Source organism: Pseudomonas sp. MF6751, assembly GCF_016613265.1.
Classification (GTDB): Bacteria; Pseudomonadota; Gammaproteobacteria; order Pseudomonadales; family Pseudomonadaceae; genus Aquipseudomonas; species Aquipseudomonas fluorescens_BV.
The window spans coordinates 1-15,969 of record NZ_JAENSV010000004.1; the positions used below are offsets into that span (position 1 = coordinate 1).

10 protein-coding genes and 1 rRNA gene are annotated in these 15,969 nt (G+C 61.8%); 9 read left to right on the top strand and 2 right to left on the bottom strand.

Translation table 11 applies throughout. The annotated features are described in order from the left end of the window. Positions 1-2: 2 nt before the first annotated feature. The 7 genes from rrf (at position 3) to JJD66_RS04850 (ending at position 11,926) form a co-directional block, all read left to right on the top strand. Positions 3-118: ribosomal RNA gene (rrf, locus tag JJD66_RS04820) — 5S ribosomal RNA — on the top strand. Positions 119-278: 160 nt separating this feature from the next. After that, positions 279-3,731 carry an exodeoxyribonuclease V subunit gamma gene (gene recC / locus JJD66_RS04825; protein WP_200647674.1) on the top strand — a complete coding sequence of 1,151 codons (3,453 nt, stop codon included), beginning with the start codon at positions 279-281 and terminating at the stop codon, positions 3,729-3,731. Next, positions 3,728-7,399 carry an exodeoxyribonuclease V subunit beta gene (gene recB, locus JJD66_RS04830; protein ID WP_200647675.1) on the top strand — a complete coding sequence of 1,224 codons (3,672 nt, stop codon included), beginning with the start codon at positions 3,728-3,730 and terminating at the stop codon, positions 7,397-7,399. The genes recC and recB overlap by 4 nt, the downstream gene beginning before the upstream one ends. Then, positions 7,396-9,468: an exodeoxyribonuclease V subunit alpha gene (gene recD / locus JJD66_RS04835; RefSeq protein ID WP_200647676.1), complete on the top strand. Its 2,073-nt coding sequence runs from the start codon at positions 7,396-7,398 to the stop codon at positions 9,466-9,468. The genes recB and recD overlap by 4 nt, the downstream gene beginning before the upstream one ends. A 138-nt stretch (positions 9,469-9,606) precedes the next feature. Further along, positions 9,607-10,173: a YfiR family protein gene (locus JJD66_RS04840; RefSeq protein WP_198715957.1), complete on the top strand. Its 567-nt coding sequence runs from the start codon at positions 9,607-9,609 to the stop codon at positions 10,171-10,173. After that, positions 10,170-11,432, top strand: a complete 1,263-nt coding sequence (locus JJD66_RS04845) for a diguanylate cyclase domain-containing protein (protein WP_200647677.1) — start codon at positions 10,170-10,172, stop codon at positions 11,430-11,432. Before JJD66_RS04840 ends, JJD66_RS04845 begins: the two co-directional genes overlap by 4 nt. Before the next feature lie 5 nt (positions 11,433-11,437). After that, the gene (locus tag JJD66_RS04850; protein ID WP_200647678.1) at positions 11,438-11,926 is read left to right on the top strand and encodes an OmpA family protein; all 489 of its coding nucleotides are present in this window, start codon (positions 11,438-11,440) and stop codon (positions 11,924-11,926) included. A 127-nt stretch (positions 11,927-12,053) separates the two neighbouring features. On the opposite strand, the gene JJD66_RS04855 is transcribed toward JJD66_RS04850, so the two are convergent. After that, the gene (locus JJD66_RS04855) at positions 12,054-13,001 is read right to left on the bottom strand and encodes a LysR family transcriptional regulator (protein WP_200647679.1); all 948 of its coding nucleotides are present in this window, start codon (positions 12,999-13,001) and stop codon (positions 12,054-12,056) included. Between the two features lie 133 nt (positions 13,002-13,134). On the opposite strand from JJD66_RS04855, the gene JJD66_RS04860 reads away from it, so the two are divergent. Continuing rightward, a complete protein-coding gene (locus tag JJD66_RS04860; RefSeq protein ID WP_200647680.1) occupies positions 13,135-14,652 on the top strand; it encodes a CoA-acylating methylmalonate-semialdehyde dehydrogenase in 1,518 nt (505 codons plus the stop codon). A 15-nt stretch (positions 14,653-14,667) separates the two neighbouring features. Next, a complete protein-coding gene (gene mmsB / locus JJD66_RS04865; protein ID WP_056845950.1) occupies positions 14,668-15,555 on the top strand; it encodes a 3-hydroxyisobutyrate dehydrogenase in 888 nt (295 codons plus the stop codon). A 47-nt stretch (positions 15,556-15,602) separates the two neighbouring features. On the opposite strand, the gene JJD66_RS04870 is transcribed toward mmsB, so the two are convergent. Then, entirely contained in the window at positions 15,603-15,947 is a 345-nt protein-coding gene (locus JJD66_RS04870; protein WP_003230905.1) for a cupin domain-containing protein, read from the bottom strand. Between the last annotated feature and the right edge of the window lie 22 nt (positions 15,948-15,969).

The following is a 15,969-nucleotide window of genomic DNA, read 5'->3' on the forward strand; positions in this document are numbered from 1 at the left end:
TTCTTGACGACCATAGAGCATTGGAACCACCTGATCCCATCCCGAACTCAGCAGTGAAACGATGCATCGCCGATGGTAGTGTGGGGTTTCCCCATGTGAGAGTAGGTCATCGTCAAGATTAAATTCCGAAACCCCAATTGCGAAAGCAGTTGGGGTTTTGTTTTGGGCGCTCGAAAAGTGTCCACCTTGTCCCCCTACACTTGTTCGCCTTGTGTTCGCCCCGTGCACCACAGTGCTAAAGTCCATCCCTCGATTTTGCTTTTCCCAAGGAAGCCGTTATGCCGGACGCGACGTCCCTCAGTCCTGGATTCATGGTGGTTCATGGCAACCGCCTGGACGAGCTGCGAAGCCTGGTGGTCAGTTGGATGCGCCGTTACCCACTGGCGCCCTTGGAAAATGAAATCGCCCTGGTACAAAGCAACGGCATCGCCCAATGGCTCAAGCTGGCCTTGGCCGAAGACCCGGAAGCCGATGATATGGGCGGCTGTGGCATTGCCGCAGCCATCGACGTGCAACTGCCTGGCAGCTTTATGTGGCAGCTTTATCGTATGGTTTTGGGGCGTGACGAAATCCCGCCCAAGTCTCTGCTTGATAAAGCCCCGCTGACCTGGCGCCTCATGCGGCTGTTACCCGAGCTGATCGACCAGCCGCACTTCGAGCCTCTGCAACGCTTCCTGACGCAAGACACCGACCTGCGCAAACGCTACCAACTCGCCGAGCGCCTAGCTGACCTCTTCGATCAATACCAGGTCTACCGTGCCGACTGGCTGGAAGATTGGGCCGCAGGCCGGCACCAACTGCGCAATGGTCGAGGCGAGTCCAAACCGCTCAACCCAGCCAACTGCTGGCAAGCCGAGCTATGGCGCGCGCTGCTGCTGGATGTGGGTGAAGCAGGCATGGCCGAAAGCCGGGCCGGCGTGCATCAACGCTTCATCGAGCGCATCAACAACCTTGAACACGCACCGCCCGGCTTGCCTTCTCGGGTGATCGTCTTTGGCATCTCATCGCTGCCGGCCCAGGCGCTGGAAGCCTTGGCGGGCCTGGCCCGTTTCAGTCAAGTCCTGCTCTGCGTGCATAACCCCTGCCGCCATCATTGGTCGGACATCGTCGCCGACAAGGACTTGCTGCGTAACGAATACAAACGCCAGGCGCGCAAAACGGGCATGCCCGTCACTATCGACCCACAAACGCTGCACCAGCACGCCCATCCACTGCTCGCTGCCTGGGGCAAGCAGGGCCGTGATTACATCAGTCTGCTGGACAGCTACGATGACCCCAACAGCTACCGCGCCGCATTTCGCGACGGTCGTATTGACCTGTTCAGCGACAGCGAACCCACCACGCTCCTCAACCAACTCCAGGACGATATCCTCGAGCTGCGCCCGTTGAATGAAACCCGTGAGCTCTGGCCCGCTGTCGACTTGCAACGCGATACGTCGATCCGTTTCCATATCGCCCACAGCGCCCAACGCGAAGTGGAAATCCTCCACGACCAATTACTTCATCGCTTCAGCGCTGACCCCACCCTGCGCCCTCGGGACGTCATCGTCATGGTCCCCGACGTCGACAGCTATGCACCGCATATTCGCGCGGTCTTCGGCCAGCTCGAACGGCATGACCCACGCTTCATCCCCTTCACCCTTACAGACCAAGGCCAACGTGGTCGCGACCCGCTGTTGATCGCCGTCGAGCACTTGCTCAAACTTCCCGACAGCCGCTTCCCTGTCAGCGAAATCCTCGACCTGCTCGACGTCCCGGCCCTGCGCGAACGCTTCGCCATCAAAGAGCGTGATCTGCCCACCTTGCATCGCTGGATCGAAGGCGCCGGCATCCGCTGGGGCCTGAACGCCGAGCAACGCGCCGGTTTGGGCCTGCCCACGGAACTGGAGCAAAACAGTTGGCGATTCGGCCTGCGCCGTATGCTGCTGGGCTATGCCGTCGGCACCGGCACGGCCTGCGACGGTATTGAACCTTATGACGAAATCGGTGGCCTCGATGCGGCCTTGATCGGCCCACTGGTCGCCTTGCTTGACGCCTTGAACGATGCCCATCAAGCGTTATCGGAACCCGCGTCGCCACAAACCTGGGGCGAGCGTCTACAACGGTTGATGCAGCTGTTTTTCCTACCCAGCAGCGAGCACGATGACTACCTGCTGGGCCAGCTCGAACAATTAAGAGAAACCTGGCTAGAAACCTGCGAGTCCGTTGGTCTGCAAGACGAGTTACCCCTTACGGTCGTGCGTGAGGCATGGTTGGCCGGATTGGATCAGGGGCGCCTGTCCCAGCGCTTCCTGGCGGGGGCGGTCAATTTCTGTACGCTGATGCCCATGCGTGCGATCCCGTTCAAGTTGGTTTGCCTGTTGGGCATGAACGACGGCGATTACCCGCGGGCCCAGCCACCCCTGGATTTTGACCTGATGGGCAGCGATTACCGCCCCGGCGACCGTTCTCGCCGCGAAGACGACCGCTACTTACTGCTCGAAGCGCTGCTGTCAGCCCGTGACCAGCTGTATATCAGCTGGGTAGGCCGCAGCATCCGTGACAACAGCGATCGCCCGGCCTCGGTGCTGATCGGCCAACTACGCGACCACCTCGCCAGCGGCTGGCAGCACGCCAGAAGCGATCTGCCGCTGATCGACGCAATGACCCAGGAGCACCCGCTGCAACCCTTCAGCGCCCGCTACTTCCACGAAGGCGATTCGCTGTTCAGCTATGCGCGCGAATGGCAATTGCTGCATCAGGCACCGGCGGTCATCACCCAAGAGCAAGGCTTGACTACTCACCAACAGGAAGAACCCCTGAGCCTTGGCCAGTTACAGGACTTCCTGCGCAATCCGGTCAAGCACTTCTTCAGCCAGCGTCTGAAAGTATTCTTTGAAGCCGCCGAAGTGCCCTTGGCTGACGAAGAACCCTTCGTGCTGGACGCATTGCAACGCTACAGTTTAAGCGACAGCTTGCTGAACGCGGCACTCACCCAACCCGACCAACTCGATCAGGCGCTCACCGCCCAGGCCCTGCGCCTGCAAGGCAGCGGCCTGCTGCCGATGGTGGGTTTCGGTGAATGCCTGCGTAACGAACTGATCGAGCCGCTGCCGGACCTGGTGCAACGCTATCAGCACCTTCTGGCGTTGTGGCCCACCCCGCATACTGGCGCTGAACCGATCAGCTTTGCGTACCAAGGCATCCAGTTGGAAGGTTGGATCAGCGGTCTGCACCGACGCAGTGATGGCGGACTGTTAAGCGTCACCACCATCCCCAACAGTATTGGTTCGATCAAGACACGCAAGTGGCACCGCCTCATCCGCCCCTGGGTCAATCACGTGGTGGCCTGCGCCTGTGGCCTGCCCTTGAGCACCGGCCTGGTAGCCAGTGACGATACCTTGTTGTTGGCCCCACTGGACAAGGCCGGCGCCGAGGACATTCTCGGTAACCTGCTGTTGGCCTGGCACACGGGAATGAGCGCGCCGCTTCCGGTCGCAGTGAAAACCGCGTTCGCCTGGCTCGGCCAGGCTGATCCCGCCAAGGCCCAAGCGGCTGCGAGCAAAGCCTATGAAGGCGATGGCATCACCACTGACGGCGAACGCCGCGAAACGCCTGCCCTTACGCGGCAATTTCCCGACTACGCGGCCCTGGTCGCCAGTGAAGAGTTCGAAGGCTGGTGCGAAACCCTGTATCGCCCGCTGATCAACGCCCCCTGGCGATCGCTTTCCAGCACGGAGGCTGACGCATGATCGGCAAACCCTTGGCCCTGGCGTTCCCGCTCAAAGGCAGCCAGTTGATTGAAGCCAGTGCTGGCACTGGCAAGACCTTCACCATCTCCGCCCTGTACCTGCGTCTGGTGCTCGGCCACGGCGGTGATGAATCCGCTTTCGGCCGCGAACTGCTACCACCGCAAATCCTCGTGGTGACGTTCACCGACGCCGCCACCAAGGAACTGCGTGAACGTATCCGCATCCGCCTGGCCGAGGCCGCGCGCTTCTTCCGTGACGAAATCGAACAGCCTGATGCGCTGATTGCCGACCTGCGCGAGCAATATGATCCGCAGCAATGGCCCGCCTGTGCCAATCGCCTGGACATCGCCGCGCAATGGATGGATGAAGCCGCAGTCTCCACGATCCACAGTTGGTGCCAGCGCATGCTGCGCGAACATGCGTTCGACAGCGGCAGCCTGTTCACACAAACCCTGGAAACTGACCATAGCGACCTGCTGGGCGAAGTGCTGCGCGATTACTGGCGATTGTTCTGCTACCCAATGCATGACGATGCGCTCAACTGGGTGCGCAATCATTGGGGCGGCCCCGCGGCGCTGATGCCACGGGTGCGTGCGTTGTTCGGCAGCGAGCGGCCCACCGACGAAACCCGCGAGCCAGCCGAACTGATCACCGCCTGCCTGCAAGAACGGCGTGCCGCGCTGGTTGCCCTCAAGGCACCCTGGCAACAATGGGCTGCCGAGCTGCGGGATATCTGCCTGCAAGCCGTCGCCGCCAAAGCGGTCGATGGGCGCAAGATGCAAGCGCGCTACTTCGAGCCCTGGTTCGAAAAGATCAGCGCCTGGGCCGCTGACGAAACCCTGGAACAACTGGACATCGGCACCGGCTTCACCCGCCTGACGCCCGACGGAATGGCCGAAGCCTGGAAAGGCGAGCCGCCCCAGCACCCCGGCATCGAGGCCATGGCCAGCCTCAAAGCCAGCCTCGACGCCTTGCCAACGCCCGACGCGGCGGTGCTGCAACACGCTGCCGGCTGGGTCGGCAAACGCTTCGAGGAAGAGAAACGTCGCCGCGCCGAGATGGGGTTTGACGACATGCTGATCCGCCTCAACGCCGCCCTCCAGGCAGACGGTGGCGAGCGCCTGGCCAGTGTGATCCGCGAGCAATTCCCGGTGGCTCTGATTGATGAATTCCAGGACACCGACCCGGTGCAATACAGCATCTTCGACAGCATCTACCGCATCGAAGAAAACCACCTCGACAGCGGCCTGTTCCTGATCGGCGACCCCAAGCAGGCGATCTACGCCTTTCGCGGCGCCGACATCTACACCTACCTGCGCGCCCGACAGGCCACCACCGGCCGCCATCACACCCTGGGCACCAACTTCCGCTCCAGCCATGCGATGGTCGAGGCGGTGAACCATGTGTTCCAGCGTGCGGAAACCGGCCGTGGTGCGTTCCTGTTTCGCCAGCCTGATGGCGATAACCCGGTGCCGTTCCATTCGGTACTGTCCCAAGGCCGCAGCGAGCAGTTGCAGGTCGACGGCCACACGCTACCGGCCATGAACCTTTGGCATCTGCCCACCGACCAGCCGATTTCCAACGCGGTTTATCGTCAACACCTGGCCGCCGCCTGCGCCACGCAAATCGTTGCGCTGCTCAATGGTGGGCAGCAAGGCACCGCGGGCTTTGTAAAAGGGGGCACCCTCAAGGGCGTGTTGCCGTCAGACATCGCTATCCTCGTGCGCGACGGCAAGGAAGCCCAAGCCGTACGTGCCGAACTGGCCAGCCGTGGCGTGCGCAGTGTGTACCTGTCGGATAAAGACTCGGTGTTTGCCGCCCAGGAAGCCCATGACCTGTTGGCCTGGTTGAAGGCTTGCGCGGAACCGGATGTCGAACGCCCGCTGCGTGCCGCCTTGGCCTGCGTCACCCTGAACCTGTCCCTGTCGGAGCTGGAGCGTCTGAATCAGGACGAACTGGCGTGGGAGTCGCGGGTGATGCAGTTCCGTGGCTACCGTGCCATCTGGCGTACCCAAGGCGTGTTGCCGATGCTGCGTCGCCTGCTCCACGACTTCAAGCTGCCGCAAACCCTCATCGCCCGCAGTGATGGCGAGCGTGTGCTGACCAACCTGTTGCACCTCAGTGAATTGTTGCAACAGGCCGCCTCGGAACTGGATGGCGAGCAGGCGTTGATCCGTCATTTGGCCGAGCATCTGGCGCTGTCGGGGCAGGCCGGTGAAGAGCAGATCCTGCGCCTGGAAAGCGACGAGCAATTGGTCAAAGTGGTGACCATCCACAAATCCAAGGGCCTGGAGTACGACTTGGTGTTCTTGCCCTTCATCTGCTCGGCCAAGCCCGTGGATGGCAGTCGCTTGCCGCTGCATTACCACGATGAACAGGGCAAGTCCCACGTCAGCCTGCGACCCACGGCCGAGTTGATCGCCCAAGCCGACGATGAGCGCCTGGCCGAAGACCTGCGTTTGTTGTACGTGGCCTTGACCCGCGCCAAACACGCCTGCTGGCTGGGCATCGCCGACCTCAAGCGCGGTAATAACAGCAGTTCGGTCTTGCACCTGTCGGCATTGGGCTATTTGCTCGGTGCCGGCGCGTCGTTGGGCGAATCAGCGGAGCTGGCGCGCTGGTTGTTGGACTTGCAGCAAGGCTGCGCGGCCATCGGTTATGACCTTGTGCCGGACGCCCAAGACATCTTGTTCCACCCGCCGCGCAACCAAGCGACCCTGCTTGCGCCGTTGCTGCCTGCACGCAAGGCCGCAGAAAACTGGTGGATTGCCTCTTACAGCGCCTTGCGCATTGGCGACAGCATGAGCGCCGCCAACCTCGAAGCCCCCGAAAGCCCGCAGGCCCAGAAGCTGTTCGATGACGAACGCCTCGACCCCGATGCCCCTCGGGAAACGGTCGCGTCCGGCGGGGATATTCACCGTTTCCCACGCGGTCCCAACCCAGGCACCTTCCTTCACGGCTTGTTGGAATGGGCCGGTGAAGAAGGTTTCAACGTGACCCCGGAGGCGATCGAAAAAGCCGTGGGCGCACGCTGTAACCGCCGCAACTGGGAAGGCTGGATCGTCACCCTCAGCGGCTGGCTGGAGCACCTGCTGCACACGCCACTGCCCCTGTACAACGAGCGCTTCACCCTCAGTGGCCTGCAGCAGTACCAGATCGAGATGGAATTCTGGTTTGCCAGTCACACCGTCGACGTACTCGCCCTCGACAAACTGGTGTGCCAGCACACCCATGGCGGCGTGTCCCGCGTGGCCGCCGAACCGGTGCTGCTCAACGGCATGTTCAAAGGCTTTATCGACCTGACGTTCGAGCACGATGGCCGTTACTACGTGGCCGACTACAAATCCAATTGGCTCGGCCCTGACGACTCGGCCTACACCCAGGACGCCATGGAGCACTCGATCCTCGAGCATCGGTACGACCTGCAATACGTACTTTACCTGCTGGCCCTGCACCGCCAACTCAAGGCGCGCCTGCCGCATTACGATTATGACCAGCACGTTGGCGGTGCCCTGTACCTGTTCCTGCGCGGTAGCCAGTCGGTGAGCCAGGGCGCGTATTTCACCCGACCGCCTCGTGAGTTGATCGAGAGCCTGGACCTGTTGTTCCAGGGCAAGCCCATCCCACCCAAGGTTGAGCCCGCCTGGGAACAAGGAGTGCTCTTATGAGCCTGTCGCCGTTACCGCTGGAGGCGCTTTTGCCCCTCGATCGTGCTGCCGACCTGCTGCAGTTGCTTGCACGTTGGGTCGAGCGGGGTTGGCTGCGGGCCTTGGACAAAGCCTTCGTCGGCTTCCTGTACGAGCTGGACCCAAAGGCCGATCCCCTGGTGCTGCTGGCGGCGGCCTTGACCAGCCATCAACTGGGCCATGGCCACGTCTGCCTAGATGTGTTCGAAACCCTCAAGGCGCCGGATTTCGCCCTGTCATTGCCGCCCGAAGGCGACCTGCACACCGGCGCCATGCTGCTACCCTCACAGTTGCTGCACGGCCTGGATGGTGCGCATTGGTGCCATGCCCTGGCTTCAAGCCCGTTGGTTGCGCTGGCCGTCGATGGCAGCGAGGAGGCTCGTAGCCGCCCGTTGGTGTTGTCCGGCAAGCGCCTGTACCTGCGCCGCTACTGGGCCTACGAGCGGCGTATCGACCGCGCCCTGCGCCTGCGCCTTGCCAGCGTGGAAGACGCCGCCGCCGATCTGCCGCAACGGCTCAATCGCCTGTTCGACCAACCGGCGCCCGATGGGGTGATTGACTGGCAAAAGCTCGCCTGCGCCCTGGCGACCCGCGGCGCCTTCAGCATCGTCACCGGCGGCCCCGGTACCGGTAAAACCACCACCGTGGTGCGCCTGCTCGCGCTGTTGCAGGCGCCCGCCGTGGAGTCCGGCAGCCCGTTGCGCATTCGTCTGGCTGCGCCCACCGGTAAAGCCGCTGCGCGCCTGACCGAATCCATCAGCCAGCAAGTGCTGTCACTGACAGTGCCCGACAACGTGCGGGAAAAAATCCCGACCCAGGTCACCACAGTCCACCGCTTGTTGGGCAGCCGTCCGGGTACCCGGCACTTCCGTCATCACTTGGGCAACCCGTTGCCCTTGGATGTGCTGGTGGTGGACGAAGCCTCGATGATCGACCTGGAAATGATGGCCAACCTGCTCGACGCCTTGCCGCCCCACGCGCGCCTGGTATTGCTGGGCGACAAGGACCAACTGGCCTCGGTAGAAGCGGGGGCCGTACTCGGCGACTTGTGCCGCGATGCCGAAGCCGGCTGGTACAGCCTGCAGACTCGCCACTGGCTACAAGCCGTCAGCGGTGAAGACCTCAGTTGCAGCGGCTTGCAAGAAGACCTCGATGGTAGCCATCCCCTGGCCCAGCAAGTGGTGATGCTGCGCTATTCGCGCCGCTTCGGTGAGGGCAGCGGTATTGGCCAACTGGCGCGTTGGGTCAACCAGCAAAACGCCGAAGAGGCCCGCCAGCTGCTAGCCGCAGGCCGTCACGACGACCTGTTCTGCGTCAGCCTCAAGGGCGAGCATGACCACGCCCTTGAGCGCCTGGTACTGGACGGGCAGGGCGATGGCGCCCAAGGTTATCGCTACTACCTGAACCTGCTGCAATCGGCACGCCCCTCTGCGGACACACCGCGTGACGATCCAGCCTGGACCGATTGGGCGCAACAGTTGCTGCAAGCCTTCGACGCGTTTCAACTGCTTTGCGCCGTGCGGAAGGGCCCGTGGGGCGTCGAAGGGCTCAACCTGCGCATCACTGCGGCGTTGCGCAAGGTACGTCTGATCGAGGGTGACGAGCAGTGGTACGAAGGCCGCCCCGTGCTGATGACCCGCAACGATTACGGCCTGGGCCTGATGAACGGCGACATCGGCATCGCGCTGAAATTGCCCGAAAGCGACGGCGGCCCCCACGTTCTGCGGGTGGCCTTTCCACGTAACGATGGCCAGGGCGGCGTGCGCTTTGTATTGCCCAGCCGCTTGAATGATGTGGAAACCGTGTACGCCATGACCGTGCACAAATCCCAGGGCTCGGAGTTCACTCACACCGCGCTGATCCTGCCGGATGCCCTCAACCCGGTGCTGACCAAAGAGCTTATCTATACCGGTATTACCCGCGCCAAGCGTTGGTTCAGCCTGGTTGAGCCGCGCGGCGGCGTGTTTGAGGAAGCGGTGCGGCGCAAGGTCAAGCGTCTGAGCGGATTGATGTTGGAGTTGGACCTTCCGTCTGAAAAAAATGACTGGTAGGTCAGGCGATATTTCTTATTCAGACGTCTGATTTTTCTGAAAAAATAGCGAACCCCTCGAATGCTGTGCTTCGTGGGGATGTCCGCCGCTGTGCTATCGTTGCGGCATCATCCTGAAAACACTTGAGAGTATCGCTGCATGAACGTGGCTGTCTCGCCCAAAGCGCGCAGTTTGAGTTGGAGACGCCTGTTACTGGTGACAGTGCTGTGCCTGCTTGCGCCGCGCCTATTTGCGCAGACGCCCAGCCTGGCCGAGCACCGTGCGCAGGCGGTCACCCAAGTGGTGCTCGGTATCCTCAGCTACGCCCGTTGGCCGGTTGAGCCTGCGCAATTGCGGCTGTGCATTGTCGGGCCGACTCAGTACACCGATGATCTGGTCAAAGGCACTACCCAGGCCACCGGTCGTCCGGTGCGGGTGCGGCGCCTGCTGGTCGATCATCCGGATATCGTCAATGCCTGTGATGCCGTCTACATCGGCAAAATCACCCCCGACGAACGCAACCGCCTGTTTACCTCATTGATCGGCCATCCCGTACTCAGCATCAGCGAAGGGGGCGACCAATGCACGGTGGGCAGCCTGTTCTGCCTGCGCGTCAGCGATGAGCAGGTGTCGTTCGAGGTCAATCTGGATTCCGTCGCCCGTAGCGGCGTGCGCATCCATCCCAGTGTGTTGCAGTTGTCCCGTCGTCGAGCGCCTGGCTCATGAGTCGCGATAAAGTGCGGCCGACCCTGCGCTCGGTAATTGCCCGCGGGCATATGATCCTGGCGCTGGTAGCAGTGACCCTGGCCAGTGTGTCCCTGACCCTGCTGGGCGTACTTGCCCTGCGGGTTTACGCCGAGCACAACCTGCACCTGATCGCCCGCTCGATCAACTACACCGTGGAAGCAGCCGTGGTGTTCAACGACAGTGCGGCGGCCACCGAAGCCCTGAGCCTGATTGCCTCTACCGAAGAAGTGGCCCAGGCAGAAGTATTCGATATCAACGGCAAGCTGCTGGCGCGCTGGGTTCGCCCGGAAACCGGCATGTTGTCGCGGGTCGAGTTGCAAATAGCGCACGCCCTGCTCGAACAGCCCATCAGCCAGCCGATCCTGCGCCAGGGGCAAACCGTCGGTAGCATCCATCTGGTCGGCCACGGTGGCAGCCTGTTGCGCTTCTTGCTCAGTGGCTTGGTCGGGATTCTGATCTGCACCGCCCTCAGCGCCTGGGTGGCGTTGCATCTGTCGCGGCGTCTGTTAAATGGTATCACCGTGCCACTGCAGCGCCTGGCGACTGTTGCCCACGCCGCCCGCAGCGAGCGAGACTTCGACCGCCGCGTACCCTCGGCGCAGATCGCCGAACTCGACAGCCTGGGCAGCGACTTCAACGCCCTGCTCGGCGAGATGGAGGCCTGGCAGAGCCACTTGCAAAGCGAAAACGAAACCCTGGCCCACCAGGCCAGCCACGACAGCCTCACCGGCCTGCCCAACCGCGCGTTCTTCGAAGGCCGGCTGATCCGTGCCTTGCGCAGCGCGGCCAAGGTCAACGAGCGGGTGGCGGTGCTGTTCCTCGATAGCGACCGCTTCAAAGACATCAACGACAGCTTCGGTCACGCCGCTGGCGATGCCGTGCTGGTGGCCGTTGCCGACCGCGTGCGGGCGCAACTGCGCGAGGACGACCTGGTGGCGCGCCTGGGCGGTGATGAATTCGCGGTATTGCTGGCGCCCCTGCACAAGGCCGAAGACGCCCAGCGTATCGCCGACAAAATCATTGCCAGCATGGACATGCCGATTCCACTGCCTGGAGACACTCAGGTGTTGACCTCCCTCAGTATCGGCATTGCGATTTATCCCGAGCATGGTGCCACGCCAGGGACCTTGCTCAACGCTGCCGACGCGGCGATGTACCAGGCCAAACGATTGTCTTCGGGCGGCCAGCAAACGGCGGAGTCGGAGCACCCCGTCGCCAACGTTCAACACAGGAGTTGATTCCCTTGTTCGCTAACACACGCGTTTTATTTATTTCTTTGCTCGTCGCCTGCCTGGCCCTCAGCGGCTGCCAGACGCCACCCAAAGGCCTGACCCCGGCGCAAGTCGCCGTGCTCAAGCAGCAAGGCTTTGAGCTGACCGATGAGGGCTGGGCCTTCGGCCTGTCCGGTAAAGTCTTGTTTGGCAGCGACGTCGAAACCCTCAACAAACCCAGCACCGACATCGTCGAACGCATCGGCCAGGCCCTGGTAGGCGCGGGTATCGAGCGTGTGCGTGTCGACGGCCACACCGACGCCTCGGGCAAAGAGCCCTACAACGTGGCCCTGTCCCTGCGCCGCGCCAAAAGCGTGGGCAAGGTGCTGACCCGCGTGGGCATGAAAGAAGAAAACATCCAACTGCGCGGCCTGGGCAGCAGCGAGCCGGTAGCGCCGAATACGACCACAGCAGGCCGCACCGAGAATCGCCGGGTGTCGATCGTAGTGATCGCAGACTAAGCGGGTTCACCTTTCCCAAGCTGAAATGCATTCAATATGTGGGAGCTGGCTTGCCTGCGATGGCCGTTGATCGGTAGATATAGCTTCTGCTGGTACACCGCTATCGCAGGCAAGCCAGCTCCCATATTTAGTCTGCAAACCGCATTTCCCTCGTCTCTCCCATCAACAACCCTCGGTTCTGCTCTGTTACCTCTCGAATGTAATCCCACAACAACGTAATCCGCTTCAACTTCCTCAGATCCTCCCGGCAATACATCCAGAACTGCCGCGTAATCGCAATCTGATCCCCCAGCACCGGCAGCAAGCGCGGGTCCTGCGCGGCCAGAAAGCACGGCAATATCGCCATCGACCGGCCTTGCTGGGCCGCCACGTACTGCGCGATCACGCTGGTACTGCGCAAACTCGCGCTGGCGCCGGGCACGACGTTGGCCAGGTACAGCAACTCCGAACTGAAGGCCAAATCATCCACATAGCTGATAAACGGATGCTCGGCCAAATCCGCAGGCTTGCGGATCGGCGGGTGTTGGTCGAGGTAGTCCTGAGTGGCGTACAACTGCAATTTGTAATCGCACAGTTTGCAGCACACATACGGCCCGTGTTCCGGGCGTTCCAGGGCGATGACGATGTCGGCTTCGCGCTTGGACAGGCTGATGAAGTGGGGCAGGGGCAGGATATCCACCGAGATCGCAGGATAAGTGTCGACGAAGTGGCTCAGTTGCGGGGTGACGAAGAAGCTGCCGAAGCCTTCGGTGCAGCCCATGCGCACATGGCCGGACAGCGCCACGCCGGAGCCGGACACCTGTTCGCAGGCCATGTGCAGCGTGCTTTCGATGGATTCGGCATAACCCAGCAACCGCTGGCCTTCGCTGGTGAGCACGAAGCCGTTGGTCCGGGATTTTTCGAACAGCAGCGTGCCGAGGGACACTTCCAGAGAGCTGATGCGCCGCGACACGGTGGTGTAGTCCACCGCCAGGCGCTTGGCGGCCACGCTGGCCTTGCGGGTGCGCGCCACTTCGAGAAAAAACTTCAGGTCATCCCAGTTCAGGGCGCCCAGGGAGGTGATGTTTTTTTGCATATTGGACCGGCTTTTATGTGCGTTCTTATTAGAGATTTGCACATCTATACTCCAAAAACAGTCCGAACGCCTCATTCTTCAAGGCGATTCAACGCCTTGGTTCTCTGCATAACTACAAGATTCTGGAGACCACATGAACGCATCTGCCGATATTTCCGTGCAACAGGTCAAGTTGCTGATCAACGGCGAGTGGGTCGAGTCCAAGACCACCGAGTGGCAAGACATCGTCAACCCGGCCACCCAGCAAGTGCTGGCCAAAGTCCCGTTTGCCACCGCCGATGAAGTCAACGCGGCCATCGGCGCTGCCCATCAAGCGTTCCAGACCTGGAAACTCACGCCGATCGGCGCGCGCATGCGCATCATGCTTAAGCTGCAAGCCTTGATCCGCGAACATTCCAAGCGCATTGCTGTAGTCCTCAGCGCCGAGCAGGGCAAGACCATTGCCGATGCCGAGGGCGATATTTTCCGTGGCTTGGAAGTGGTGGAGCACGCTTGTTCCATTGGCACCCTGCAAATGGGTGAGTTCGCCGAGAACGTGGCCGGCGGCGTGGACACCTACACCCTGCGCCAGCCTATCGGCGTGTGCGCCGGCATCACCCCGTTCAACTTCCCGGCAATGATTCCGCTGTGGATGTTCCCGATGGCGATTGCCTGCGGTAACACCTTTGTACTCAAGCCTTCCGAGCAAGACCCGTTGTCGACCATGCTGCTGGTGGAACTGGCGCTGGAAGCCGGCGTACCGGCGGGCGTGCTCAACGTGGTGCATGGCGGCAAGGACGTGGTGGATGCGCTGTGCACTCACAAAGACATCAAGGCGGTGTCCTTCGTCGGTTCGACGGCTGTGGGCACCCATGTCTACGACCTGGCCGGCAAACACGGCAAGCGTGTGCAGTCGATGATGGGCGCCAAGAACCACGCGGTGGTGCTGCCGGATGCTAACCGAGAACACACCCTCAACGCCCTGGTCGGTGCCGGTTTCGGCGCGGCTGGCCAGCGTTGCATGGCCACCTCGGTGGTGGTGCTGGTGGGCGCGGCCAAGCAATGGCTGCCGGACCTCAAGGCGCTGGCGCAAAAGCTCAAGGTCAATGCCGGCAGCGAAGCCGGCACGGACGTTGGCCCGGTGATTTCCAAGCGCGCCAAGGCACGTATCCTTGAACTGATCGAAAGCGGCGTGAAACAAGGCGCCAAGCTGGAGCTGGACGGCCGCGACATCCAAGTGCCGGGCTTTGAACAAGGCAACTTCGTCGGCCCGACGCTGTTCTCGGGCGTAACCACAGACATGCGCATCTACACCGAGGAAATCTTCGGCCCGGTGCTGGTGGTACTGGAAGTCGACACACTCGATCAAGCCATCGCCCTGGTCAACGCCAATCCGTTTGGCAACGGTACAGGCCTGTTCACCCAGAGCGGTGCGGCGGCGCGTAAATTCCAGAGCGAAATCGATGTGGGCCAGGTCGGCATCAACATCCCGATTCCGGTGCCCGTGCCGTTCTTCAGCTTCACCGGCTCGCGCGGTTCCAAGCTCGGCGACCTGGGCCCTTACGGCAAGCAAGTGGTGCAGTTCTACACTCAGACCAAAACCGTCACCAGCCGCTGGTTCGACGATGACACCGTCAACGATGGCGTCAACACCACCATCAACCTGCGCTGAACCTGGGAGACGATCATGAAGATTGCATTTATCGGCCTGGGCAACATGGGTGCGCCCATGGCTCGCAACTTGATCAAAGCTGGCCACGCTCTGAACCTGTTCGACCTGAACCAGGCCGTACTCAAGGAACTCGCCGAACTGGGCGGCACCATCAGCAGCTCGCCGCGTGATGCGGCCCAAGGCGCCGAACTGGTGATTACCATGCTGCCGGCAGCCGCCCATGTGCGCAGCGTGTGGCTCAATGAAGACGGCGTGCTCGCCGGCATCGGCAAAGGCGTGCCGGCGGTGGACTGCAGCACCATCGACCCGCAAACCATCCGTGATGTAGCGGCTGCGGCAGCCAAACAAGGCGTGGCAGTGGCCGATGCGCCGGTCTCCGGTGGCACCGGCGGTGCCCAGGCCGGGACGCTGACCTTTATGGTTGGCGCCAACCCGGAACTGTTCGCCACCCTGCAACCGGTGCTGGCGCAGATGGGCCGCAACATCGTGCACTGCGGCGATGTCGGCACCGGGCAAATCGCCAAGATCTGCAACAACCTGCTGCTGGGTATCAGCATGGTCGGCGTCAGTGAAGCCATGGCCTTGGGCGATGCACTTGGCATCGATACACAAGTGCTGGCCGGCATCATCAACAGCTCCACGGGGCGCTGCTGGAGTTCCGATACCTACAATCCTTGGCCAGGCGTGATCGAGACCGCGCCATCATCGCGTGGCTATACCGGTGGTTTTGGTGCCGACCTGATGCTCAAGGACCTGGGCCTTGCGACTGAGGCTGCGCGCCAGGCGCATCAGCCGGTGATTCTCGGCGCAGTGGCCCAGCAGTTATATCAGTCGATGAGCCAGCGAGGGGAAGGGGGCAAGGACTTCTCGGCGATCATCAACAGCTATCGCAAGCCCAAATAAATACCTGTGGCGAGGGAGCAAGCTCCCTCGCCACAGGTTTTGCTGAGTCAGGCAAACACAAAATACTTACGCACTGTCTCGACCACTTCCCACGTCCCCTTCATCCCCGGCTCCACCACAAAGATATCCCCAGCGCGCAGATGGATCGGCTCCATGCCTTCAGGCGTGATCACGCAGTAGCCTTCCTGGAAATGACAGTATTCCCACTTCACGTATTCCACGTACCACTTGCCCGGTGTGCAGATCCAGGTGCCCATGATCTTGCTGCCGTCTTCGCTGGTGTAGGCGTTGAGGTTGACAGTGTGCGGGTCGCCTTCGAGCTTTTCCCATTTGCAGGCATCCAGGACCGGCAGTGGGTGGGTGTCGCGCAGTACGGTGATGGGCTTGGACATGATGACTCCGAGGCAAAGGTAG

What these genes read in the sequence shown, in the direction of transcription:
- JJD66_RS04845 (WP_200647677.1), top strand. Translation starts at nt 10,170, where the DNA reads ATGAGTCGCGATAAAGTGCGGCCGACCCTGCGCTCGGTAATTGCCCGC.
- JJD66_RS04870 (WP_003230905.1), bottom strand. Translation starts at nt 15,947, where the DNA reads ATGTCCAAGCCCATCACCGTACTGCGCGACACCCACCCACTGCCGGTC.
- recC (WP_200647674.1), top strand. Translation starts at nt 279, where the DNA reads ATGCCGGACGCGACGTCCCTCAGTCCTGGATTCATGGTGGTTCATGGC.
- mmsB (WP_056845950.1), top strand. Translation starts at nt 14,668, where the DNA reads ATGAAGATTGCATTTATCGGCCTGGGCAACATGGGTGCGCCCATGGCT.
- recD (WP_200647676.1), top strand. Translation starts at nt 7,396, where the DNA reads ATGAGCCTGTCGCCGTTACCGCTGGAGGCGCTTTTGCCCCTCGATCGT.
- recB (WP_200647675.1), top strand. Translation starts at nt 3,728, where the DNA reads ATGATCGGCAAACCCTTGGCCCTGGCGTTCCCGCTCAAAGGCAGCCAG.
- JJD66_RS04855 (WP_200647679.1), bottom strand. Translation starts at nt 13,001, where the DNA reads ATGCAAAAAAACATCACCTCCCTGGGCGCCCTGAACTGGGATGACCTG.
- JJD66_RS04840 (WP_198715957.1), top strand. Translation starts at nt 9,607, where the DNA reads ATGAACGTGGCTGTCTCGCCCAAAGCGCGCAGTTTGAGTTGGAGACGC.
- JJD66_RS04860 (WP_200647680.1), top strand. Translation starts at nt 13,135, where the DNA reads ATGAACGCATCTGCCGATATTTCCGTGCAACAGGTCAAGTTGCTGATC.